A 24,344-nucleotide genomic window follows, 5' to 3' on the forward strand; every position below is an offset into this window, starting at 1 on the left:
GTTTCGGTGGCGGGACACCGCCGGATGTGAAGTGCCTACAATCTGACAAACTAGACAGTAGGTTCGCCTTACCTAATACGATGAGCTACGGTGTGAACGTTCAGTTTGTTGTCGGCGATCCAACAGCACATGCCCAGGGGTCTGCCTGTGTCGGTGTGCGTGGATCGTTGGCGGAGTTGAGGGTTGGGGCATTGATGGCGGCTGTAGTGGACACGCCGAGCGACGAACAGGTGCGTCGTGGTCATTCCGTATCGAAGCGGCTCGACGTGCAGGGGCTGCGCGCGGTCGCGGTGCTGGTCGTCATCCTGAACCACCTGGGAGTCACGGGCTTCGGTGGCGGATTCGTCGGCGTCGACGTCTTCTTCGTGATCTCCGGCTATGTCATCACCCGCATGCTGCTGCGCGACGGAGAGCAGCGAGGTGGGGTCCGATTCCTGGACTTCTACGCCAAACGTGCCCGGCGCATCGTTCCGGCCGCCACGCTGATCATCGTCCTCACGGTCATCGCGGTGTTCGAGCTGACGAACTTCCTGCGTGGTGCGCGGGTATTGCCGGACGCGACGGCGGCATCGCTGTTCCTGGCCAACATGCATTTCATCGCCACGGGCAGTGAATACGCGATGCTCGGCGCGGATCCCTCACCGTTGCAGCACTATTGGTCGCTCGCCGTGGAGGAACAGTTCTACCTGGTGTGGCCCGTCGTGATGGCGCTGAGCATGGTCGTGGTGGCCAAGGTGGCGAGGTTCGCGCTGCGTCCGGCGCTCCTGACGGTGCTCGCGGTGGTGGCCGTCGCGAGCTACGCCCACTCGATCGTGCTGACCGCCGACAATGCCACCGCCGCCTTCTATTCACCGTTCACCCGGTTCTGGGAGCTGGCGATCGGGTGCCTCGTCGCCGTGGCCGAACCGTATGCGGCGCGCAGACTCGCGGCGCCGATCGCGGCCGCGATCGGCTGGGCGGGAATGGTCGCTGTCGCGGTGTCCGTGGTCACGATGTCCGAGGACGGATTTCCGGGTGCGATCGCGGCGGTGCCCGTGCTCGGCGCGGCAGCGGTGATCGTCGCCGGAACCGTACCGGGGCGGACCGGTCCCGCGACGGTCCTCGGGATGACGATTCCGCGATACGTCGGCGACATCTCGTATTCGCTGTACCTGGTGCACTGGCCGATCTGCGCGGTCGTCGCCGCACGCTACGGTGTCGATTTCTCGGCCCTGACGCAGGTTCTCCTGTTGCTCGGTACCGTCGCCGGTTCCATGGCGATGTACCACCTGTTCGAGGATCCGATCCGGCGCTCACGCTTCCTCGCTGCCCGGCCGTGGGCGAGCCTGGCGATCATTCCGGCGGGCATCGCGCTCGTGTTCGCGGTTACGGCGTTCGAGCGATACAGGTGGGCGATCGAGGTTCCCCTGATCCAAAACCTCCTCTGACCATCAGTTCCTCGGATGGTTGATGTTGTCGGCCTGTGTAAGTACCTGGAAGGACCCCAAGTGGTATCGGCAAAGAAACTGACCCGCAAGATGGCCGCGGCGGCTGCGGCTGGTGTCGCCGCGACGTTGATGTTGACGGCCTGCCAGGCTGAGAAACCCGACGCCCAGGGATGGGACTCCGGTCAGGTGACCAACTGGGCGATCGATGAGCCCGTCACCGAAGCCGATGTCCTGAAGGCGGTCACAGCGGCGACGACGCTCAAAGACCTCCCCACGAAGGTGCGCAAGTCGGATCTCGTCGCGGCCAGCGGCGACGATCAGAAGGCATGGGCCCTGCCGCGCTGCACGCCGACGATCGAACAGACCAAGCTCGACGATCTCGGCCCGTGCACACTCGGAGATCTCAAGAGCGAGCGCGAGATCTTCGTGGTCGGGGATTCGGCCGCCGCGATGTGGTACGGCGCCTTCGACCTCATCGGTAAGCGGAAGGCCTGGAAAGTGGTCATGCTCACCAAGAACAACTGCGGGCCGGCCACGCTGACCTACTACCAATGGCAGCGCGGACGCACCTTCACCGAATGCACCGAATGGCAGAAGTGGCGTGCGGGCGTGATCGAGCGCGAACAGCCGGGCATCGTCGTCCTCGCCGGCTGGTACGGCGGAAACCTCGGCCCGGGCAAGAAGGAAACCCCGCAGGTGTGGCGCGACGGACTGGTGAAGACGGCCACGCAGTTCCCGAAGAACACCAAGGTGGTCATGCTGGGCAACACGCCGCATCCGGCGACGCCGCCGGCCGAGTGTGTGGCGAGCAATCCGTCCAACCTCGTCGAGTGTGCCTCGGATCCGGAGCAGGCGGTGCCGGATCAGACCGGCTGGTCGCGTGCCGCGAAGGATGTCGGCGGAACCTTCATCGACGTCACGCCCTGGTTCTGCGCCGACAGCTGCCCCGCGATCATCGGTGATCAGATCGTGTACGCGGGCAAGAACCACATCACGCAGAAGTACGGCCGATACGTGTCCGGCTCGATCGAGAAGGCCATGGCACCGCTCCTCGGTGCGTGACCTGGACACGATGATCTCGGGTCCATAGGTCCGTAGCCCGGGCGATGTAGGCCCTGGCAGAGTGGACCGTCATGAAGACCTATCTCGTGACGGGCTCGGCGTCGGGAATGGGCGCGGCTGTCGCGCAACGGCTTTCCGGCGACGGGCATCGGGTGATCGGACTGGACCTTCGCGATGCGCAGGTGTGCGCGGATCTGTCGACATGGGAAGGTCGCAGTCGGGCCGTCCGGGAGGTACTCACGGCCTGTGGTGGAGTCCTCGACGGCGCGGTGCTCGCCGCGGGGATGGGACCGACCGCCGGTCGGGAGCGGACGATCCTGGAGGTCAACCTGCTCGGCGTGACCGGCCTGCTCGACGGTCTGCGCCCTGCTCTCGCCGCGGCCGACAAGGCGAAAGTGGTGGTGTTCGGGTCGAACTCGACCACAGCCACACCGCTGGTTCCCCGTGCCGCCCTGCGGCGGCTGGCCGACGGGGACACCACCGGCGCGGCCCGGGTGCTCCTGCGGCGCAAGCCGATCGCCGCGACGCTGGCCTACGCGGGGTCGAAGCTGGCGGTCAGCCGCTGGTGCCGGGAGCACGCCGTCGCCGCGGAGTGGGCCGGCGACGGGATCAGGATGAACATCCTGGCACCCGGACCCGTGCTGACACCGCTGCTGCGCGCACAACTGGCCGGCGGCACCGGGAAACAGGTGCGGTCGTTTCCGGTGCCCGCCCGCGAGTACGGCACACCCGAGCAGATCGCGACATGGGTGCTGGTGATGCTGTCGCCGGCCGCCGACTTCATGGTCGGTTCGGTGATCACCGTCGACGGCGGCACCGAGGCCCTGCTCCGCCCACGTGCCTGGCCGGCTCCGTTACCGCCGGCCGGCGTCCCCAGAATGCTGTGGAGCATGGCCCGCGCCGCCAAACGCGGGCAGGTTGCCGACTACTCGGCTGTGGACAGCGTTCCGGAGCCAACAGGTTCAACGGCCGCGGAGGGCCCCTGATTCTGCGTGTCGTCGGGGGATGAGCGCCGTGACCAGAACGAAGCTGAGGCTCACCAGGAGTATCCACGAACTGAACTTGCCGATATGGACGAGCTGCCAACCGGTCTCCTGGCCCGGATACTGCCACGCCCCGAAGTAGGTGGCGATGTTCTCGGCGATCCACAGGAACAGGCCGATCAGCACGAACGACAGTGGCAGCGGCATCCAGTACCGTTCGCGGCCGACCGTGAACCACACCCGCATCCAGGCGGTGGCCACCACGAACGCCGCCATGATGAGGAAACGGAAGTCTCCGATCAGGTGGTGCGTGAAGAAATTCAGGTACGCCAGCACGGCCAGCACGCCGACAACCCCCATGCGGTAGCGCGTCAGTCCGAGATCGAACCGGCGGAATGCCTGGCAGATGTAGGAGCCGACGGCGGCGTACATGAATCCGGCATACAACGGCACCCCGGCTACCGTCGCGACCCCGGACTCGGGGTACTCCCAGGAGCCGACGGCCACCTTGAACATCTCCAGCGCGAGCCCGGCGGCGTGGAATGTACAGATCACCAGGAGCTCACGGAACGTCTCTTGTTTGGTGACCAGGAACATCACCTGCACCGCGACGAGAAACACGAGCAGCGCGTCGTAGCGCAGAATCGGCGCGTCCCAGTACCCGCGCAACAGTGTCGACGCCGCGATACCCGCCAGGACCACAATCGCGAACGCGCAGCACTGCAGCTCGATCCACGCGAAGCGACACAGTTGCGCGGCCAGGTGACCGATCCGGTACGAACGTCCAGGCTCTCCCGGCCGCCCCGTGCGCACGTCAGGGGCTACGACGACGTCGGGAGTCTGTCCACCGGGCATCGGTCGATTGTGGCTCACGGGCCGTCATTCGCATGGCGGACAGCGGTAAAAGCCAGGCCAGGATGCTCAGCCGAGGCAAAAGTCGGGGCAGGTCCGGTGGCGGCCGGCCCTCAGCTGCGTGTCAGCAGCGGTATCAGTGTCTCGGTCTTGGCCTGGGTCCAGCCGGGCGGCCGGAGGATCTCGGCCCACGCGTAGGGGATGGCGGCGAGAAAGTGGTGGCCGTGGCCGTCGGGCACATCGGTGGAGATAGCCATGTCGGCGGACACCTGCAGGAAGGTGACGAACGGGATCCAGCGGGTGGATCCGAGCACGTCGCGTCCGCGCCTCTCCTTGAGCCAGTCGGGCTTGTTGAGGATGAGCCGCGGCGACCACCAGCTGATCGGGTCAGAGGCGTGTTGCAGATAGACCACGCGCCGGTCACCCCAGGCCGCGTCGGGCCGGGTCAGATCGTCCGGATCGGCGACAAAGCGGACGTTGGCGCCGTCACGGTAGATAGGCAGCCACTGCGGGCTTCCGGTATCACGCTGGTCGGTGGCGTCGTTCCATACCGAGTTGCTGAATGTGGGGCCGACGAACAGCGCGCCGTCGGCGCGGGCGGTGATCGACGGGATGGTGCCGAATGCCGCCTCACCGGCGAACGATCCGAGGCTCTCACCGAACACCACGACACGGGGGCGTTCGTTCAGCGGTAGCGCGCGGATGCGTTCGTCGACGGCCTCGAACAGTGCCAGGCCGGCCTTACGGGCCCTGTCCTGGTCGGACAGGAACGACAGCCAACTCGGCAAGTAGGAATACTGCATACTCACCGTGGCGGTGTTGCCGTTGTACATGTACTCGATGGAGTCGACGGTGGCGCGGTTGATCCAGCCGCTGCCGGTGGTCGAGGCGATGGCGACCACCGCACGCCTGAGACCGCCGGTGCGTTCGAGTTCGCGGGCGGCGATCTCGGCACGGTCGTAGACGTCGTCGGCGGAGTTGAGGCCGGCGAACACCCGGATCGGCTCGACGGCGGGTGCCTTGTTGAAGGCGGCCAACTCGTCGGTGGTGGGACTGTTGCTGATGAACGTACGGCCCTGTCTGCCAAGGGAATCCCAGTTCACCAGTGATTCCGGCCCGCCCGAACGCAGCCGCGAGGTGGTCGGGCGGGTGTCGGCGTGTGTTTCGTCATTGGCGGCGGCGAACGCGCCGTTGAGAGCCCGCATCGAGTAGTCGACGAGGACCCCGTTCACGAGGAACACCGTGATGAGGACGACGATCGCGGCGGCGACGGTGCGGGCCACGCGCGGCGGCAGAAAGCGTCGGCTGAATGTGCCCAGCCACCGGACCAACGCGGCCCAGCCACGGCCGACGGCCATCAGGAGGACAGAGACGATGATCGCGACGACGGCGATCACCGGGTACGCCCAGCCGGTGAGATGGTCCACGCCCATCAGGTCCCGGATCTCGGTCTGCCAGTCGGAGAACCACACACCTACCGCCGCAGTGCCGATGACCGCGATGACCGCGGTGACCAGCCAGACCCGGGGACCGGGGGAGGACCACCGGGTCTCGTGCGAGAGCATGTACCGGAGCACCCAGGCGGCGAAGACACCCAGGCTGTAGCCCACAGCCGCCGACGCTCCGGTGACGACGCCCTGGAACAGCGGACCCCGGGGCAGGAGCGACGGGGTGGCCGACAGCCACGCGAAGACCACGGCCACCACCACGCCGGTGAATTCGAAGCCTGCCACAGACAGGAGGCGCCGGCGCGGTGGGGCATCGGCCGTCGAGTCGGTGCGGGCGTCGGCGTCGGCTCCGGCAGGTGTCTGGTCGTCGGAGCCGCCGGTGTGGTCGGTCCGGACTTCGGTTGCGGACATTTGGTCGATTCCCCTCGTCGGGCCCGACTCCACACCGATGGGCGCCATCCGGTCGGGAGGGAATAGCAGAAGGCGACGCTACCGGACGGTACCGACCACCGATAGTGCCAATTGGCCGCATCAGATCAGTGCCCGCGACGCGAACCGGCCCACCCGCGACGCGGCTTACCCGATTGCCTGCGGTGGGCCGGGCACACTCCGGTACCGTACGTCGTGATGTCAAGAGACGATACGACGCCGACGCAGTTGTCCTATGAGCAGTTCGGGCGGCGCTTCTTTGAGATCGCCGTGACCGAGAACCGTATCGGCGCGGCGTTCACACCGTTGGCCGGGGAGGACTTCGAGATAGGTCCGCTGGCCACCGGGCCCGGCGGCATGGTCAAGGTGAAGGCCAACGTGTCCGTCGGTCGGCCGGTGATCACCCGGTACGTCAACGAACTGATCACCTTCAAGGTGCGGCTGCCGCTGTCGATCAACCTGGTGGTGGATCTGAGGCTCGACAGGCTGCGCTACGACGTCACCGGAGTCGTTCCACTCGACCTCACGGTGCGGGCCGTGGACCCGCTGTCCATCCATATCGACGTCGACACCCCGCGCCCCCGGGACGTGCAGGTAGGTGTCGCCTCCCATGGGACACGCGCCGAGGTGATCCGGTTCGTCGCGCAGGTCGACGACGAGATCAAGCGGGTCATCGCCAAGCACGTCTCGCAGCAGGTCCGCACCCCCGAGATCCGTCAGGCCTGCATCATCGACATCGCCCACGAACTCGACAAGGTGATGCCCGCCTGACCTGCCCCAGCTGGTCCTACAGCTCGAACAGCTGATTCTGCCGGGGAACGGTCGCGGGCCAGCCGAGTTCACGATCGAGGCGGGTCCGGAGGGTGTCGGCGGCCTGTGGTTCGCCGTGCACCACGAACGTGTGACGCGGTGGCGTGTCGAACCCCGACACCCACCGGAGCAGTTCGTCTGCGTCGGCGTGGGCCGACAACATCCGCAGGTTGGCCACCTCGGCATGGATAGGCACCCATTCACCGTGGATCTTCACGTAGCGGGCACCCGAGGCGATACTCCGGCCACGGGTGCCGGGTGACTGATACCCGGTGATCATGATGGTGTTGCGACGGTCGGGAGCGAACGCCTTGAGATGGTGCAGCACCCGCCCACCGGTGGCCATGCCGCTCGCGGACAGGACGATCTTGGGGGAGCGGTCCGCGGTGATACGCATCGATTCCTCGACCTCGCGGGTGTAGGTGGCGATCGCGCACATGTCCTCGTACACGTCGGGATGCAGTCGGTGGTCGGCGTGGTGGGTGCGCAGCAGATCGCTGGCGTTGATGGCCATCGGGCTGTCGAGATACACCGGGACGTCGGCAAGCCTTCCGGCACAACGCAACTGCCACAGGTAGTACAGCAGCGTCTGCGCCCGGCCGACCGCGAAGGCCGGCACGACGACGGTTCCCCCGCGCTCGACTGTCCGGTCAATCACCCCGGACAACACGTCGAGCGGATCGGAGGGTTCGTGCAGCCGGTCACCGTACGTCGACTCGATCACCAGGTAGTCGGCCGCGGGTACCGGCTCGGGGTCGAACATGATCGGGTCGTCGTAGCGGCCGAGGTCACCACTGAACACGATCCGTCGCCCGTGCCAGCTCACCTCGACGGTCGCCGCGCCCAGGATATGTCCGGCCCTCCGGAAGGTGACAGTCGGATCACCTTTGGTACCAACAGATTTCGCCAGCGAGATGCGCTTGCCGAAGGGTTGCGGGCGGAAACGCTGCAGGGTGCGTTCGCAATCCTTGCTGTCATACAGTGGCAACGCCGGCGCGTGTTTGGTGGCCTTGTGCTTATTGAGGAACGCGGCGTCCTTCTCCTGCAGGTAGGCGCTGTCCCGCAGGATGATGTCGCTCACCGACGCCGTCGCCGATGTGCAGAAGATCGGGCCGCTGAACCCGTCGTGAACCAGGCGCGGCAGATATCCGGTGTGGTCGAGGTGCGCGTGGGTGATGACCACCGCATCGATACTTGCCGCGTCGACGGGCAGCGGGGCCCAGTTGAGTTCGCGCAGGTTCTTCACACCCTGAAAGAGGCCGCAGTCCACCAGGATCCGCCGCCCTCCGGCTTCGAGCAGGTGCTTCGACCCGGTGACGGTGCTCGCCGCACCGAGGCTCGACAGGGTCAGTTCGGACGAAGATGAGGTAGCGCCGCCGTTGGCCATGACTCCAGTGTCGCAGAGTCGGACATCGGCGGGCCCGAGGACGGCTACTTGTTCACTGCCGGTCGAGGCTCTCCGGTGTACAGGGCAGCCATGGCGGCGACGCGATCTGAGATCGCATCTCGTACTGCAGGCGGACCGATCACCTCGAGGTCGGCGACGAACACCCACAGTACGTTGATCGCGTGTTGTTCGCCGACGAACTCGCAGGTCACCTCCACCCGGTCGCCGCCGAGCTCGCGCGATGCCACGATGCCCTGCGCAGCCTCGCTCAGTGGTTTGAGCGTCGTCGCGGCGCACCGGACAACGACCGGCACGGTGGTGAACCCGGCCCGGAACTCCGATCGGTGCCGTTGCCAGATCTCCTCCAGGTCGACCTCGTCGGGTCGGCGTGCCGGCTCGTCGAGGATGACCACGTCGGTGATCCTCGACAGCCGGTACATGCGTTCGGAACCGGCCGGAACCCGACCTTCGGAAACGGTGGCCCCGGCCACCAGGTACCAGGTGCCGCCGGCGACGATCAGCCCGATCGGGTCGAGTGTCCGTTCGGCGGGTGCGTTCGCGCCGCGACGGCGATACCTCACCCGGATGCGCCGGCCGTCGAACACCGCCTGCTGCACCGGACCCAGGGCGTCGAGGGGTTGTTCGAGGCGGACAAAGCCCTCCGGGCGCACCAGTATCCGCTGTGCTGCACGTACTGCCGAGGTGCGGAACGCATCCGGCAACGACGCCGAGACCTTGCGGATGGCGCTGGCGAATGCGGGGGAGTCGACACGGCCGCCGCTCGCAATCAACGATGTCGCCTCGTCGAGGGTCAGCCCGGACAGGTCGGTGCGGTAGCCGGGCAGTAACGCAAATCCGCCGTTGCGTCCCCGCTCGGCATACACCGGAACCCCCGACAGCGACAGCGCCTCGATGTCGCGCAGCACCGTCCGTTCGGACACCTCCAGTTCGTCGGCGATCTGGCCCGCGGTCAACCGTCCGCGGGCCTTGAGCAGCATCAACACCGCGAGGAGCCGGTCGGCGCGCATATCGGCAATTGTGCCGGAAAAACATGACACAAGGTGTCATGTTTCCGCGGTTCACTGGGAACAGGCAGCAGAGCGCAGCCGAATGGCACAGCCCGACAACGCAAAGGAAACCATCATGACCGAACCCATCGATCCCCGTCCCGTATTCGCAGCCGCCAGTGCGTGGGTCGCGGACCTCATGCAGAACGTCACCGACGACATGCTCACCCGACCGACTCCATGCGCGGAGTTCGACGTCAAGACCCTGTGCGCCCACCTGATCGCGACGGCGCAGCGGGCGGCGGGACTCGCCGACGGCATCGACATCCTGACGATCAACCCGATCGCCGACACCTGGCACGTCGCCGACTACACCGCGACCGTGCGACGCACCCTGGACCTGTGGTCGGATGACCAGAAGCTCACCGAAACCGTGGTCGTGCCCTGGGGAACCGTTCCGGGCGCGGGCGCGCTCTGGGGCTACGTGAACGAGGCTCTTGTCCATGGCTGGGACCTGGCCGTGACCACCGGCCAGGACCCCGAGGCAGACCCGGCGATCGTGGCCCCGGCGCTGGCTGTCGCGCAACTGTTCATTCCCGCGGAGATCCGCGAGATCCCGGGCGTACCGTTCGCGCCGGTCGTACCGCCGCGGGAGGAGGCCGGACTGACCGAGCAACTGGCCAACTGGACCGGGCGGCAGTCACGATCCGGGGTGCTTCAGTCCGGGATCGTGAGCTGACGGTCGCCCTCTGTCGCGTGCGGTCGCGGTGCCGGTGTTACCCGTGCTCGCACCGCGGCCAGGGCGAATCCGATCACCACGAGTGCCCCGAGAGCGGTGGCCCACGAGAGATTCTCGCCCAGGAGCAGAGCGGCCCACGCCAGGCTCAGCACGGGCTGGACGAGTTGAATCTGGCTGACCCGCGTCATGGGACCGATGGCCAGCCCGCGGTACCAGGCGAAGAAACCGAGGTACATGCTCACCGCGCCGAGATAGCAGAAAGCCGTCCATTCCGTGACTGACGCGGCCGGCGGCTGATCGACCACCGACCATACGGTCAGTGTCACCATCACCGGTGAGGCAAGGACGAGAGCCCACGAAATCGTCTGCCAGGCACCGATGTCCTTGGCCAGCAGACCGCCCTCGGCATAGCCGACGGCCGCGGCGATCACCGCGCCCAGCAGCAGCATGTCCGCGACCCGCAGGTTGCCCGCACCGCCGTGGGCGACCGCGAAAACCACGGTCGCAACGGCGCCGAGAGTGGCGCAGGCCCAGAACCTCCGGCGTGGGCGTTCATGGGTACGGGCCACCGCCACGAGCGCGGTCGCGGCGGGAAGCAGCGCGATCACCACCGCACCGTGGCTCGCCGAAGCCGTCGACAGCGCGAACGTGGTCATCAGCGGAAACCCGAGCACGACACCGCCGGCGACCACCGCGATGCGCCGCCACTGTGTGAGAGTGGGGATCGGGGTCTTGGTGGCCATCAGAGCCAGTGTCGCGAGTGCGGCGGCGAGTACGGCACGTCCGGCGCCGACGAACAGCGGCGACATGGCGTCGTACTGGACCACGACGCGGGTCAACGGCACGGTGAGCGAGAATGCGGCGACACCGAGGAACCCCCACCACAACCCGCCGGTGTTCGTCGCGCGCAGCGCAGTCACCGACGGTAACGGTGACCCGATAGTGAGAGTAGTGCTACTTGGAAGCTTCACTATTTACGATAGCACTTGGCCTAGCGTTGCAGCAGTCCCCGGATCGCGGCGCCGATGATCTGTGTCGCACCGGGCACCTGCGCGGGATCGGGGGCGGCGAAGTTGAGCCGGACGAACGGCCCGGACGGCTCCGCGGGAAACCACTCGTCGCCGGCGGCGATGATCACACCGCGACGCTCGCACTCCCGCACCAGGACACCCGCGTCGACGGTGTGCGGCAGGCGCGCCCAGACGTTGAGCCCGCCGGGTGGCGGAGTGTCGACGGTCAGGTCGGGCGCGTGGTCGCGCAGACAGTCCAGCAACAGGTCGCGGCGGATCCGGAGCGCGTCGGTGAGGTACCTGCGGTGAGTGCGCCAGGCGGGGGACAGCACCACGTCCAGGACGGCGGCCTGCAGGATCGGGCTGACGTACATCGCGTCGGCGCTGTGGTAGGCGGCGATTCGCTCGCGTACAGGCCCGCGCGCGATGATCGCCGCGACCCGCAGCGCGGGCGACACGCTCTTCGTCAGTGACCGCACGTAGATGACAGCGCCGGAATCATCGGTCGACGCCAGCGGGAGTGCGGGCCCGTCGATACCGAAATCGTGTGCCCAGTCATCCTCGATCATGAACGCGTTCCGCGTACGCAGGACCTGCAGGACACGCTCGCGGACCTCGGCGGACCACTGCACGCCCGTCGGGTTGGCGAAGTTGGGCTGGGCGTAGAACACGGAGGCGCCCGACGCGTCGAGTGCCCTGGCCAGATCGTCGGGATCGGGCCCGCCGGGCCGGGACGGGATCGGGACTGTCGTCGAACCGGCTTGCGCGGCGGCGGCCGTCGCACCCCAATACGTCGGCGATTCCATGACGACCGGCTGTCCGCGCCCGGCCAGGGACCGCAGGATCGCACATACGCCGCTCTGGCTGCCGGGAACGACGATGACGTCGCGGCCGGTCACGGCAGTGACGTCGGGGCCGGCCGTCTCGGAGAGTTCGGCGGCGAACCAGGTCTGGAGGTCTGGCAGACCGGTTGCCGGTGCCCTGCGCAGAGCCGCTTCGCTCCGCGAGGCCCGGACCAGTGCCGCCCGGACCGCACGCTCGGGCAGGAGCTCGCGGGCAGGGTATCCCGAGTGCAGGCCGATCGCGTCCGCGGGGATGTCGCGCAGCGGCGTCGACAACGTCGGTATCCGCTCCGCGGGAGCGCCCAAGGTGAGTGTCTGCCAACTGAAGTCGGGCTGTTTGGGCCGGTTTGGCCGGCGCCGGACGTATGTCCCGGCACCCGGGCGGGCCTCCACCAGGCCCATCCCCGCCAGCGTGTGCAGCGCCTTCTGCACCGTCACCGGGCTCGCGGAATACCGCCCCGCGAGTTCCCGGCTCGACGGCAGTTGTGTACCCGGTGGCGCCTCGCCTATCCAGGTGCGCAGGTCGGCGACGATTCGGTCAGCGCTACTGAGTCCCACGGATCAAGACGATACCGCTACTGACCGCAGTCACCACCCTGTGGCACGTCAGCGGGCGGCCTGACCGCAGTCGACTGGCAGGAGTACGCCGGTGATCATGTCCGCGTTCTCCGACGCGAGGAAGAGGACCGCGTCCGTGATGTCCTGCATCTCGGCCCGCCACTTCTTGCCCGGCATGTTGGTTTCGGAAGAGAACTTCTCGTACGCCTCGTCCATGTCCATGCCGAGTTGCTTGGCCAGCCCGACCACCATGCCCGAACCCTGCCCGAGACCGGGGCGGATGGTCGCGGGCGCGATCCCGTTCACGTTGATGTTGAACTCACCCAGCTCGAACGCCCACGCGGAGATGAGACCGTTGAGCGCGTACTTGGCGGCCACGTAGTGCGACAGATTGGATGTGCCCGCCCCGGTGACACCCGAGGTGATGTTGATGATTTTGCCCGATTGACGTTCGATCATGTTGGGCGCCAGGTACTTCACCACATACATGTGCCCCTTGACAACGGTATCGATCACGGCGTCGAGGACGTCGCTGCGCATGTCCTGGATCGTGTCGAGAGCGGCGACGCCGGCATTGTTCACGATGACGTCGACGCGTCCGCCGAAGAACTCCAGTGCCTTGGCGGTCGCGTCCTTCACCTGCGCTTCATCGCGCAGGTCGCACGGCAGCGCGATGGCTTTCACGCCACGGCCCCGGATGTCTGAGACGGCCGCGTCGAGCATGGCCTGATCTGCGAGATCGTAGACATTCGCGATGGGTTCGGTGATGTCGAGCAATGCGACATTGGCGCCGGCGTCGGCAAACGCCTTGGCGTGGTTGAAACCCTGGCCTTTGGCGGCGCCGGTGATGAATACGTTGAGGCCTTCGAGGCCCCGAAGCTGTGCGGACATGGCCAGACTCCTTTGACCGGAACTCCGCCGATCGGAGTGATCGACGATAGTAGTTAATAGACTAGCGTCTAACAATTGCCGTAGGGCCGGATTCACGAATCCTCATCGACACCTACCGAGTCCACCGACTGTGGCCGAGCCAGGCCGAGCATTGCGGACTTGGTGAGTCCGCCGTCCACGATGAGCACCTGACCGTTGACATAGCCGGCGGTATCCGAGGCCAGGAACATGACGGCGCCCGCGATGTCCTCGGCCGAGCCGAGGGTGCCCAGTGGAACGCGGCTCTGCCGGAGGCTGCGCACCTGCGGGTCGGCGTAGATCGGTTCGGACATGCCGGCATCGATCAGGCCGGGAGCGACCGCGTTGACCCGGACGCCGAGAGGGCCCCATTCGAGTGCCATCTGCTCGGTCAGGGTATTGATCGCGCCCTTGGTGCTGGTGTAGGCGCCGGCGTTGGGAGCTGCGGAAACGCCGTTGACCGAGGAGATGTTGACGATCGATCCACCGCCCACGGCGATCATGCGAGCCGCGGCTTCCCGTGAGACGAGGAAGGTGCCGGTCAGGTTGACGTCGAGCACCACGCGCCAATCTGCCTCTGACAGTTCCAGTAGAGGGCCGAAGCGGACGATGCCCGCGTTGTTCACCAGGAGTGCGGGTGGCTCAGGGAGGACGTCGAAGGCCTGTGTCACCGACTCGGCCGAGGCGATGTTCACCTGCCTGGCGGTTGCGTTGTCGCCGATGCCGGCGGCCACCCGCGACGCCGCATCGGCGTCGAGGTCCCAGACCGCCACGTCATAGCCCGCCTTGGCCGCGTGGTGGGCGATCGCCGCACCGATTCCCGATCCTGCCCCGGTCACCACTGCCAGTGCCATGTGTTCACACCCTTCTCGCGGAATTAGTCGGTGTAATACTAACGCCGTCAATCGAGGGTGTTGGTCACTCGACGAATCTGCGGATCGTCGTCATGGCGTGGTGGGCACGGGCCAGGGGAGACCGGCCGGCCCACTGGCGAGACTGCACCTCGACGCTGAGAGGCATCACCGCCGGAACCTGTGCGACGAGATCGGCCAGAGGCAGCGTTCCCTCGCCTGGGAACCGGCGCAGATTGCGTGCCTCGAAGGCGAGTTGCTCCGGATCGTGCCGGGCTCGTGAGGGTTTGGTCAGCACGTCACAGAGCTGCAGATACGACAGGTCACCATCGGAGGTTCCGCGCAGGTCCGCGGGGGCCCCACCCGAACGATCCAGGTGCAGTGCGTCGACGAGGACGCCGATGTTGTGACCGCCGTCGGCACGCGCCGCCGCCGCGATGGACAACGCCTCCGCGAGGGTCGCGATCGCGGTGAACGCCATGAACTCCAGAGAGATCGAGCAGCCGAAGGGTGCGATCGACTCGGCGAGAAGGAGCAGTTCGTCGCGGGTCCGGCACGGGTCGGGGTGATGGCTGACCGTCACCAGCCAGGCCGGACGGAGCTGCGCCGCGATCTCGATGAGACGCCGGTGTTCATCGAAAGGCGTGTTCGGATCGAGCCGGACCACCTCTAGATCGAGCAGTCGCAGACCCGCGTCGTCGATCGAACGCCGCAGCCGCTCTGGCGACACTTCGCGGTCGGCCGCGACGTCCCACCGTAGGCCGAGAGCGTCGAATCCCGCCGCCCTTGCGACGTCCACGGCTGTGACATGGTCGGCGTCGAGGATGGTCGCCGCCGCCAGGGAGAGCGGGTGCGTGTTGCTCACCGACCGAAACCTCCAGATCATTCGGAATCGTCAGGCGCCGATGGCGGTGGTGTCCACGTCAAGCGCTGCCAGCGCCGCCACATACTGCCGCACGGTACGCAGCTTGACCTCCTCGTACCCTTTGATCAGCTCGGGTGCCTTCGCGACGGCGACCGCGTGATCGTGGTTCTCGGTGGTCAGCGTGCCGGCAAGGCCGAGCACGGTGTCGCGGTAGTGTACGGCCAGGTTGCGCTCGAGGCGGCGCATGCGGCTGTGGCCGAACGGATCGAACACCGTGCCGCGCAGTCTGCGTCCGCGGGCCAACAACCGCAGAGCACCGTGCGAGCGGGGACCGAATCCGACCTTGGTCCTGCGGCCCAGCGCGCGCAGCGCGGGCGGGTGTAACCGGTAGGTGAGGTTGTGGGCGCCGGGCACTGCCTGCTCCACCGACGCCACGAACGCGGGATCGGTGAGCATCCGGGCCACCTCGTACTCGTCCTTGTACGCCATCAGCTTGTGCAGGTTCCGGGCGAACTCCGCACTCAGTGTGCAGTCATCACCCACACGCTGTTCGGCATCCCAGACCCGTTGCACCGCGGCAACATAGGCGCGTGCGAGCCGGGCGTCCTGGAATGCGGTGAGTTGCGCGGCCCGGCGCTCGAGGAGATCGCGGGTCGCGCCGGTGATCGTGACGCCGACCAGCACCTGCCCCGGTACCGTCGTGTCGCCGCGTTGAGCCGGTGGGGCGGTGGTGGTGTGTGCGGCGAAGGCACCCGGGTCGGCGACGGCGACGCGTCCCCACTCGAACGCCTTCTTGTTCGCCTCGACGGCCACACCGTTGAGTTCGATCGCCTCCAGAATGTGCCGTGCGGCGAAGGGAAACGCACCGCTTTGGTAGGCGGCTCCGACCAGCAGCAGATTCGCCGGGGCGGTGTCTCCGAACAGTCGTTCCGCCGCACCGAGGGCATCGACGTCGACCACCATGCGTGCGCGGGTGCCCACCCGTCCCAGCAGCTTCGGGGTTTCCGGGTAGGTGACCGTGGCGTCGTACACCATGTCGCCGGTGGGGGTGGTGCTGGTGGAGACCACCGCGACCGTTCGCTCCGTGCTCCCCGCGGCAAGGTTCTTCGGTACCGCGGCGGTGAGGAGGTCGAACGCCAGGAAGCAGTCCGCCGTACCGGCACTGACATGGTTGGATATGCGCACCGCGACATCGGCGTGAGCCAGTGCGCTGATCCGCAGGTGGGAGGTCACCGGCCCGGCCTTCTGGCTCAGACCGGTCTGGTCGAGGCCGTCGACCCGGAAACCGGCGCGCAGCGCGGCCACCCCCAGGATCTGGTTGACCGTGACGATGCCGGTGCCACCGATCCCGGCCAGGAAGATGTTGTGCGTCGGAGCCGGCTCCGGCAGATCGGGATGCGCGATGCGCGGCGGTTGCGGCACCGCGGCCCGGTGCCCCGCCCCGTCATCGGCAACCTCGACCGTCACGAAGGACGGGCAGTCCCCGTCGAGGCACGAATAGTCGGTGTTGCAGGATGATTGGTCGATGCGGGTCTTCCTGCCGAATTCGGTGTCCACTGGTTGCACCGACAGACAGTTGCTCTTGACACCGCAGTCGCCGCAGCCCTCGCACACCGCCTCATTGATCACCACACGAGTACGGCGGGTGGGCAGTGTGCCACGTTTGCGTTGCCGGCGTGCGTCGGCGGCGCAGTGCTGGTCGTAGATGAGGACAGTGACCCCGTCGGTGTCGCGCAGGATCCGCTGAGCCTCGTCGAGCCGATCGCGATGCCAGATGACCACGTCGCGTGCCATCGCGGACCGGTCGTGTCGCCGGGGCTCGTCGGAACAGACGATGATCTTCCGGACGCCTTCGGCCATGAGCTTGTGGGTCAGTTTCGCGATGGGCAGTGCGGCTTCGGCATGCTGCGCGCCGGTCATCGCCACCACCTCGTTGTAGAGGATCTTGTAGGTGATGTTGACCCCGGCGGCCACGCACGCCTGAACGGCCAGCTGTCCTGAGTGGAAGAAGGTGCCGTCGCCGACGTTCTGGAAGATGTGCGGCACGTCGGTGAATGGTGCCTGCCCGATCCATTGCGCACCCTCGCCGCCCATCTGGGTCAGTCCGGTGACCTGTGAGTCCGTCCGGCCCGACATGGTGACCAGTGTGTGGCAGCCGATACCGCCTGCGGCCAGCGAACCGTCGGGCACCGCAGTCGAGCGATTGTGCGGACAACCGGAACAGAAGTACGCGGTGCGATTGGTGCCCAATGCGGTGAGCGGCAACTGTTTCGGTCCGGAGGGCGCGAGTGGGACCTGGCCGCCGAGGATTCGGCGCAGCGGGCCCAGGAGGCGCTCCGGTGTCACCTGGCCGTCGGCGGGAACCAACGGCCGGCCGTCGGTGTCGCGTTTGCCCAGCACCGGAGGCCGCTGCGGCGAACGATACAGGATGTCCCGGGTCTGTGACTCGACGAAACCGGTCTTGTCCTCGACGACCAGTACCTGCTCCACGCCGTTCGCCAGTTCGCGGATCTTGCTCGCGCCCAACGGGTACGGCATACCGACCCGCAGGATGCGGATGCCCGCGGACCCGAGTTGTTCGGGGCCGACGCCGAGTTGCCCGAGCGCGTCGCATACGGCGTCGTAGGCGGGACCGACCGCGACGATCCCGAGCCACGCCTCCGTGGCCGGTAGTTCCAGCCGATCGATCTCGTTGGCCTCGTTGAACGCCTCGACCATCGCCCAGCGCGGTCCGTACAGATCGGCTTCGGCCAGGAGACTGTCGGGTGGGGCGAGGAGCAGGCGCTGCCGATACGCCCATGGCCGTCCCTCCCATTCCACTTCGGGAACCGTGATCGTCATGTCGGTGAAGTCACGCGACAGGGTCCAGAGCCCGTCGGCGACGTCGGCGGTGATCTTCATCGATGACCAGCAGCCCGATGCGCGCGACAACGCGATGCCCAGCAGCCCGAATGCCACCACCTCTTCTGCGTTGCGCGGGACGAAGACCGGCATCGAGAGCGCGGCCAGCGAGCGCTCGCTGGCACAGGGCACGCTGGAGGATTTCGCGGCCGGATCGTCCCCGACGAGGGCGAGAACACCACCGGAGGCGTTGGCACCGTACATCGTCGCGTGCCGGATTGCATCTGCCGCACGATCGAGACCGGGGCCCTTGCCGTACCAGAGGCCCACCACACCGTCATGGGAGCGGGTCTCGCCGGGGAGGCCGATCTGGCTGCCCCACACCGACGTCGCCGCCAGTTCCTCGTTGAGGCCCGGGACCAGGGTGACCTCGTGACCCGTCGTCAACTCCGGCAGGCCTTCCAGCAGTCTGTCCAGACCGGCGAGCGGGCTGCCCTGATATCCGGACGCGAACGTCGCGACCCGCCGGTCGGCGCGGCGGTCGCGTTGATGTTGCTCCACGAGCAGCCGCGCGATCGCCTGCACGCCGGTGATGAGCACCGGACCGCTGTCGGTGCGGTACCTGTCGTTCAGGTCCGCGGGCCGGGCGGGGAGGTTGGTTTGGAGGGCTGTCATCCGGGGGCCTCAATTCGTCACACGAATCAGTCGGTGATTGATCACCACGTACCGCTAGAGTGGATTCATATGGATTGCAGGTCAACATCTTTGGAACTAACTGAGCAATCTGGTCAATCGATATTCCCCAACCGGCGGGCGGTACACCACAATGATCACCCTCGATCACCTCGACGTAAGACTTCTGAATCTGCTGTCGCGCAATGCACGGGCGGGAATCGCGGAACTGGCGCTACGGACCTCCGTCGCCCGGAACACGGTCGCGGCCCGGCTCAGGCGCCTTGAAAACGCCGGTGTACTCGATGGTTTCGCGCCACGGGTCAATCTTGAGCCACTCGGGGTGACCGTGCGGGCCTTCCTCGCGCTGAAACTGGAGCAGGGGCACCTCGACAGCGTGGTCGCCGGTCTCGCCGACATACCCGAGGTACTCGAGGTACATGCCACGACGGGCAGTGCGGATCTGCTGGTGCAGGCGGCCACCCGCACCCACGAGGGCCTGCAGGAGCTGATTCAGCGGGTGGTGTCGATTCGTGGTGTGGCGCATTCGAATACAACGCTGGCACTGACGACGCCGCTGAAGTTCCGGGTGCAGCCGCTGATCGACACACTCGTGGACTGAGCGTGCCGATCGGCGGCTGCGGTGATCAGCCCACGGTGAGATCAGGGCAGGAGGGGATCAGAGCAGGAGGGGACCAGGGCAGGCGCGATCATGCCTTGGCGAGATCGGACAATTCCTGGTCGGTGAGAACGTCTTTCGGGGCCAGGTTGGTGTCCTCGAGGGCGAATGATCTGGTAAGCGGACAGGTGGCCAGGAATGCGACCTTCTCGCCCGGGCGGGGTCCCCGATCGGGGATCGGAGTGGTGATATCGATGCGCCGACCGGCCTTGATCACCTCGGTGATGGCACCTTCGCGCGCCAGCACCTTGATGTCGCGCAGGGGATCCCCGTCCACGACAATCACGTCGGCGGCACACCCTGGCGCCACCGCACCGAGCCTTCCGTCCATCTTCATCACCCAGGCAGCTTCCGAGGTCGCCGCCTTGATGGCCTCCATCGGGGTGAAACCGGCGTACTCGACGAGCATTTCCAGTTCCCGGGCGTGCCACTCGCCGATCGGTGTTATGGCGAACCCGGTTTCGGAGCCGGCGATCACGCGCACACCCGACTCCTTCGCCTTGCCGATGGCCCGTCCCGTCACCTCGAGTTCCGCCTTGAACACGTTGAGCAGATCCGGGTTGGTCCCGACGCGCTCACCGTAGTCGTACAGATTCCCCAGCAGGGTAAAGGTGGGACAGAGTGCGGTCCCGTTGGCGATGACCGCCTCCAGCGCATCGTCGTCCATATACGACGCGTGGTAGATCAGGTCCATGCCGGCCTCGGCGGCCTCCTTGGTACTCAACGAGTTCCGGCAGTGGCCTACCACCGGTGTGCTGAGATCGTGTGCGGCGTCGACCACGGCCCGCATCTCGGCCTTGTTCCATACCTTGACCTCCGGCCCCTTGACCGAGGGGATCAGGCCCGTGACCATCACCTTGATCCAGTCGACGCCGTACTTGACCTGGCGGCGGACCTCCTGGGAGATTCCCTCGAGGTTGTGCACGACGGTCGCGTACCCGGTGCGGCCCTCGTCGGCGATCAGCCGGCCGGCGGTGCCGCCGAGCATTGTCATCAGGGCATTGCCACCGGCGGCCATCCGGGGCCCCTCGACCACGTTTGCCTCGATGGCGTCGCGCAGCTCCACGCCGATGTTCCACAGACAGTCGGCGTCGAGGACGCTGGTCACCCCGGCACGCAGAACCTTGCGTGCGTTGCGCGCCGACAGCATCGCGCTGAAGGCTTCGGTCCGGTGGAAGAACAGTTCGTCGTTGCCGGTGGGTTCGCCGAACGACAGGTGCGTGTGCGCGTCGATCAACCCCGGCATGACTGTCCTGCCCTGGGCCACAATACGTTCGACGTCGGTTCTGCCGTGTGCGAGGGCATCCGCGTGGGCTCCGATGGCGGTGATCACCCCGTCGTCGATGAGCACGCTCTCGTTGGCTCGCGGGGTATCGGTGATTCCGTCGATGACGGTTCCGCCCTCAATGAGAATTGTTGTGGTCATGGGGTTCTCCAGAGATTTCGTGAATGGTGGGTCCGGGGCTGTCCGGACCGGGTCAGGCGTTGGTCACACCGAGAGCGAGTCCGCCGTCGACGGTCAGTACCGTGCCGGTGATCCACTCCGCAGTGGCAAGATGGATGACGGACTCGGCGACCTCGTCGGTCGTGCCGATGCGCCCGAGGGCGTGCGCGGACCCGAGTGCGTTGAGCCTGGCGCGCGCCTCGTCCCCGGTGCCGAGGCCTGCGCGCTCGTTGATCTCGGTGTACACACCGCCGGGACGAATACAGTTGACTCGCACACCGATCGGGCCGAGCTCGGCCGCCAGCACACCCGTCAGTGTTTCGAGTGCGCCCTTCGTTGCGGCGTACGGTGATGCGCCGGGGAAGCCGCGCTGAGTGTGTACCGAGCCGAAGAAGATGATCGATCCGCGCGCGTCCCGCAGTGCGGGTAGAGCTTCACGCGAGAGCATCACCGGACCGACGACGTTCGCGTCGTAAAGGTCAAGCATCTGCCGGGCATCGATCTCGGAGAGAGTGCTGCGGTACATGTTTCCGGCGGCGTTGACGAGGGTGTCGATCCTGCCGTCGCCGTGCCCCAGCGTGCGTTCGACCAGTTTTGCGCGGTCCTCGCTCTTGGTGACGTCGGCGACGACCGCCAGACAGCTATCGCCGAGTTCATCGGCGATAGCTGTTATCTTCGCCTCCCGTCTGCCGGCGATGACGACGTGCGCTCCGAGGGCGATGAACATCCGGGCCACGCCCGCGCCGATCCCGGAGCCGCCGCCGGTGACCAGGACCGTGGAATCCTTGACGTCGCGCATGAGCCGTCTCCATTCGCTCGTAGTAGTTATAAGCTACACGACGTATGTGATGGGCGTCTCGAATACGAGGACGTGAGTTCGGGAGAATCCTGGGTCGGACGCCGGTCAGCGACCGGAACCGCGCCGGCTGATCCGGGGAGTGCCGTCCGGGACGGGCCGGTTGCCCCCGCTGTGCGCCGCGCGCATGAGTTCGGCGGCGATCCCGTGATCGGACCGCAGGCGTTCGAGGTCGGGGTCGGACTTCCAGAAACGGTCGACCTCGGTGGAGTCGAAGTGCTCGCCCATCAGCTGGATGGCGATGTCGTGGCGGATGTACTCGATCGCGAGCAGCACCACGGCCGGGTTGTCGGTGTACACGCCCCACGCGTTGACATCGGTCAGTCCGCCGACGACGGCCTCCTCGCGGTCGCCGACGACGGTGAACATCCGGCAGCCGAGGTTGGCCAACGACACCTCGGGTGTGGAGCGGGTGTGCTGGTAGCAGTGGCCGACCTGGGTGCCGACTTCTCCGAAGGTGAGCGCCGAGATGTCCACCGAACGCCGGTCCGCGGCGAGCAGAGAGTCCTCGAGTTCATCCCATTCCGTACCCCACGCTGAGATGAACAGCTCGTGCTTGGAAGCATTGATGACGTCCTGGGCACAGTCGAGCAGGGCCGACTTGTTGCCGAGATCGTGGATGAGCCGCACCTGGGGAGTGGCGGTGACCGTCGGGAGGATCCGCTCAAGCTCGGCGATGGACTCCTCGTACTCCTTCGACAGCCGATTGACCAGGACGCGGGGAGGGAGTGGGAGGTATTCGACCGTGCTGCCGTCGCCGGACGCCTTCACCTCGAATGCGGCCCCACGCGCGACGAGCTTACCGAGGGTCTCGTACACGGTGCTGCGTGGCACCCCGGACTTCTTGGCCACCTCGTATCCGTTGCTCGGAACCCCTGAGCCGACAAGCGCGACATACGCTTTGGCCTCGTATCCGGACATGCCGAGATGCTGGAGCCGCTCGACGATAGCTGTCAGCGCCAAGGTATGACCTCCCGTTGTGCCAGGCGTGCCGACTGTGTCGACAAGCACATCCAGCATAGGGGAACCGGGTGTTCTGCCAGGCCAAGGCTCCGACAGGTGCGTCGTGGTGCCGCCACGCCGTGTGCCGGCGGCACCACGAGCAGGACCTCCCCGCGGAGTGTGCGATCTCAGCGTTCGCGATTGGCCTGGCTCGCACCGCTGAGCAGGAACTGCCTGATGTGGGTGAACTCGAGGATGCCCTCGATTCCGCCCTCACGGCCCCAGCCCGACTGTTTGATCCCGCCGAACGGTTCCGTCAGGCAGACCCCGGCCAGGTTGATCGCCAGGTTGCCGGCCTCGACGCATTGGGCGACCGCGAATGCGGCCGTGGCGTCGGCCGAGTACACCGACGCCGCGAGTCCGAACCGGGTGTTGTTGGCGATGGTGATCGCGTCCTCGACGTCGTCGTAGGCGATGGCGACGATGATCGGTCCGAACACCTCCTCCTGCGCGATGAAACTGTCCGGGTCGACGTCACGCAGCAGTGTCGGCTCGAAGTAGAAGCCCTCACCGTTGAACTCCGGTGGCCTGCGTCCACCCGCGGCGACGTTCGCGCCGTCCGCGATTGCGCGTTCCAGCATTGATTCGACGCGCACCAGTGCGCGTTCATTGCCGAGTGGGCCGAGGACCGTGGCGGGATCGAGTGGGTCGCCGACCTTGTACTGTGCGAATTCCACGGCCAGCCGGGCGACGATCTCGTCGTACCTGGACCGGGGAATCAGGATGCGGCTCAAGGCGACACAGATCTGGCCGACGCCACCGATCGCGGCCGGGACCAGGGTGGGGATCACCTCATCGAGTACGGCGTCGGGAAGAATGATCGCGGGCGACTTGCCGCCGAGTTCGAGGACCGTGCGGGCCAGCCGGGGTGCGGTCTGGGTGACCACGTCGACACCGACGCTCACCCCTCCGGTCATGTGCACCATGTCCACACCCGGATGCGCAACGAGGTGCCGACTGGTCTCCATGCCGGCGGGCATGACGTTCACGACACCGGCCGGGAAGCCGGCGGCCTCGGCGCATTCGGCGATGACCCGTGCGGTCAGCTGCGAGTCGGGCGCGGCTTTGGCGACGAAAACACAGCCCGCCAGCAGACCCGGGATGATCTTCATGCCGATCTCGGGTACCGGGCCGTTATAGGTGAGGATCGCCAGTACCGCTCCGATGGGGTCATGACTGATCACGACCTCGGATCCGCCGCCGGTGCGTTTCTCCTTCCACGGTACCTTCGGCGCGTTGGCGAGAGCGGCACGCCAGATCGCGGACGCCGCTCCGGTATTGATCATCTCGCCGTGGCTGACCGGGAATCCGGACTCGATGGCCCACAGCCGATTCAGTTGGTCCATGCGGGATTCGAGTTCCTCGGCGAATCGTGTACACATAGCGATTCGTTCATCGACACTCATTCGCGGCCAAGGGCCTTCGTCAAATGCCTTGCGGGCCGCGGCAACGGCCGCGTCGGCTTCCTCGATGCCGGGGTCCGCGGCGGTGGCGACGACGCGCCCGGTGGAAGGCATGACGACGTCCACGGTGGCGCCGGCAACGGGATTGACCCATTTCCCGCCCAGGTAGACCGCATCAAGATGCGGCGCGTCGATGTCGATGGATGCTGTGGTCACGGTGCCTGCCTTTGTCGGTTCGTGGAAATGGTTGCGCTGGTCATGCCCGAGT

General features: G+C 66.7%; 20 protein-coding genes. 6 read left to right on the forward strand and 14 right to left on the reverse strand.

The genetic code is table 11. From position 1 onward, the window contains the following. Window positions 1-194: 194 nt before the first annotated feature. From GOAMR_RS03700 to GOAMR_RS03710, 3 genes are all read left to right on the forward strand, one after another. Complete coding sequence (locus tag GOAMR_RS03700; protein WP_040514282.1) at window positions 195-1,427, forward strand: acyltransferase family protein; 1,233 nt, start codon at window positions 195-197, stop codon at window positions 1,425-1,427. 60 nt (window positions 1,428-1,487) lie between these two features. Continuing rightward, window positions 1,488-2,489 carry an SGNH hydrolase domain-containing protein gene (locus GOAMR_RS03705; protein WP_244427249.1) on the forward strand — a complete coding sequence of 334 codons (1,002 nt, stop codon included), beginning with the start codon at window positions 1,488-1,490 and terminating at the stop codon, window positions 2,487-2,489. A gap of 71 nt (window positions 2,490-2,560) precedes the next feature. Next, the gene (locus GOAMR_RS03710; protein ID WP_005182877.1) at window positions 2,561-3,475 is read left to right on the forward strand and encodes an SDR family oxidoreductase; all 915 of its coding nucleotides are present in this window, start codon (window positions 2,561-2,563) and stop codon (window positions 3,473-3,475) included. Here GOAMR_RS03710 and GOAMR_RS03715 read toward each other — a convergent pair. Both GOAMR_RS03715 and GOAMR_RS03720 read right to left on the reverse strand, forming a co-directional pair. After that, on the reverse strand, window positions 3,452-4,327 hold the full coding sequence (locus tag GOAMR_RS03715) for a DUF817 domain-containing protein (RefSeq protein WP_005182879.1): 876 nt from the start codon (window positions 4,325-4,327) through the stop codon (window positions 3,452-3,454). The two genes, GOAMR_RS03710 and GOAMR_RS03715, sit on opposite strands and share 24 nt — an antisense overlap. Window positions 4,328-4,437: 110 nt before the next feature. After that, a complete protein-coding gene (locus tag GOAMR_RS03720; protein WP_005182881.1) occupies window positions 4,438-6,183 on the reverse strand; it encodes an alpha/beta hydrolase in 1,746 nt (581 codons plus the stop codon). A gap of 216 nt (window positions 6,184-6,399) precedes the next feature. Here GOAMR_RS03720 and GOAMR_RS03725 point away from each other — a divergent pair, with 216 nt between their 5' ends. Further along, on the forward strand, window positions 6,400-6,972 hold the full coding sequence (locus tag GOAMR_RS03725) for a hypothetical protein (protein WP_040514284.1): 573 nt from the start codon (window positions 6,400-6,402) through the stop codon (window positions 6,970-6,972). Between the two features lie 16 nt (window positions 6,973-6,988). On the opposite strand, the gene GOAMR_RS03730 is transcribed toward GOAMR_RS03725, so the two are convergent. Together GOAMR_RS03730 and GOAMR_RS03735 are read right to left on the reverse strand one after the other, a co-directional pair. Continuing rightward, window positions 6,989-8,398 (reverse strand): MBL fold metallo-hydrolase RNA specificity domain-containing protein, encoded by a 1,410-nt coding sequence (locus GOAMR_RS03730; RefSeq protein ID WP_005182885.1) that lies wholly within the window; start codon window positions 8,396-8,398, stop codon window positions 6,989-6,991. A 44-nt stretch (window positions 8,399-8,442) separates the two neighbouring features. Further along, a complete protein-coding gene (locus GOAMR_RS03735; protein WP_005182887.1) occupies window positions 8,443-9,426 on the reverse strand; it encodes a helix-turn-helix transcriptional regulator in 984 nt (327 codons plus the stop codon). 115 nt (window positions 9,427-9,541) lie between these two features. On the opposite strand from GOAMR_RS03735, the gene GOAMR_RS03740 reads away from it, so the two are divergent. Further along, the gene (locus GOAMR_RS03740) at window positions 9,542-10,144 is read left to right on the forward strand and encodes a TIGR03086 family metal-binding protein (protein ID WP_005182888.1); all 603 of its coding nucleotides are present in this window, start codon (window positions 9,542-9,544) and stop codon (window positions 10,142-10,144) included. Here the strand turns inward: GOAMR_RS03740 and GOAMR_RS03745 are convergent. From GOAMR_RS03745 to GOAMR_RS03770, 6 genes are all read right to left on the reverse strand, one after another. Beyond that, on the reverse strand, window positions 10,123-11,064 hold the full coding sequence (locus tag GOAMR_RS03745; RefSeq protein ID WP_005182890.1) for a DMT family transporter: 942 nt from the start codon (window positions 11,062-11,064) through the stop codon (window positions 10,123-10,125). The two genes, GOAMR_RS03740 and GOAMR_RS03745, sit on opposite strands and share 22 nt — an antisense overlap. Window positions 11,065-11,135: 71 nt before the next feature. Then, window positions 11,136-12,554: an aminotransferase-like domain-containing protein gene (locus GOAMR_RS03750; protein WP_085949030.1), complete on the reverse strand. Its 1,419-nt coding sequence runs from the start codon at window positions 12,552-12,554 to the stop codon at window positions 11,136-11,138. A gap of 48 nt (window positions 12,555-12,602) precedes the next feature. After that, on the reverse strand, window positions 12,603-13,445 hold the full coding sequence (locus GOAMR_RS03755) for an SDR family NAD(P)-dependent oxidoreductase (RefSeq protein WP_005182893.1): 843 nt from the start codon (window positions 13,443-13,445) through the stop codon (window positions 12,603-12,605). Between the two features lie 92 nt (window positions 13,446-13,537). Next, complete coding sequence (locus GOAMR_RS03760) at window positions 13,538-14,317, reverse strand: SDR family NAD(P)-dependent oxidoreductase (protein WP_005182895.1); 780 nt, start codon at window positions 14,315-14,317, stop codon at window positions 13,538-13,540. 64 nt (window positions 14,318-14,381) lie between these two features. Next, window positions 14,382-15,179: a sugar phosphate isomerase/epimerase family protein gene (locus GOAMR_RS03765; RefSeq protein ID WP_005182898.1), complete on the reverse strand. Its 798-nt coding sequence runs from the start codon at window positions 15,177-15,179 to the stop codon at window positions 14,382-14,384. 30 nt (window positions 15,180-15,209) lie between these two features. Then, window positions 15,210-18,695, reverse strand: a complete 3,486-nt coding sequence (locus tag GOAMR_RS03770; protein WP_005182900.1) for an indolepyruvate ferredoxin oxidoreductase family protein — start codon at window positions 18,693-18,695, stop codon at window positions 15,210-15,212. Between the two features lie 151 nt (window positions 18,696-18,846). Here GOAMR_RS03770 and GOAMR_RS03775 point away from each other — a divergent pair, with 151 nt between their 5' ends. Next, window positions 18,847-19,314: an Lrp/AsnC family transcriptional regulator gene (locus GOAMR_RS03775; protein WP_005182902.1), complete on the forward strand. Its 468-nt coding sequence runs from the start codon at window positions 18,847-18,849 to the stop codon at window positions 19,312-19,314. A gap of 88 nt (window positions 19,315-19,402) precedes the next feature. Here GOAMR_RS03775 and GOAMR_RS03780 read toward each other — a convergent pair whose 3' ends face one another. The 4 genes from GOAMR_RS03780 to GOAMR_RS03795 form a co-directional block, all read right to left on the reverse strand. Next, window positions 19,403-20,797, reverse strand: coding sequence for a metal-dependent hydrolase family protein (locus tag GOAMR_RS03780; protein WP_005182905.1), 1,395 nt, complete (start codon window positions 20,795-20,797; stop codon window positions 19,403-19,405). A gap of 52 nt (window positions 20,798-20,849) precedes the next feature. Beyond that, on the reverse strand, window positions 20,850-21,614 hold the full coding sequence (locus GOAMR_RS03785) for an SDR family NAD(P)-dependent oxidoreductase (protein WP_005182906.1): 765 nt from the start codon (window positions 21,612-21,614) through the stop codon (window positions 20,850-20,852). 105 nt (window positions 21,615-21,719) lie between these two features. After that, window positions 21,720-22,634 (reverse strand): TrmB family transcriptional regulator, encoded by a 915-nt coding sequence (locus tag GOAMR_RS03790; protein WP_005182908.1) that lies wholly within the window; start codon window positions 22,632-22,634, stop codon window positions 21,720-21,722. A gap of 167 nt (window positions 22,635-22,801) precedes the next feature. Next, the gene (locus GOAMR_RS03795; protein WP_005182909.1) at window positions 22,802-24,292 is read right to left on the reverse strand and encodes an aldehyde dehydrogenase family protein; all 1,491 of its coding nucleotides are present in this window, start codon (window positions 24,290-24,292) and stop codon (window positions 22,802-22,804) included. Window positions 24,293-24,344: the final 52 nt, after the last annotated feature.

It is taken from the genome of Gordonia amarae NBRC 15530 (assembly GCF_000241345.1).
In the GTDB taxonomy this organism is placed as follows: domain Bacteria; phylum Actinomycetota; class Actinomycetes; order Mycobacteriales; family Mycobacteriaceae; genus Gordonia; species Gordonia amarae.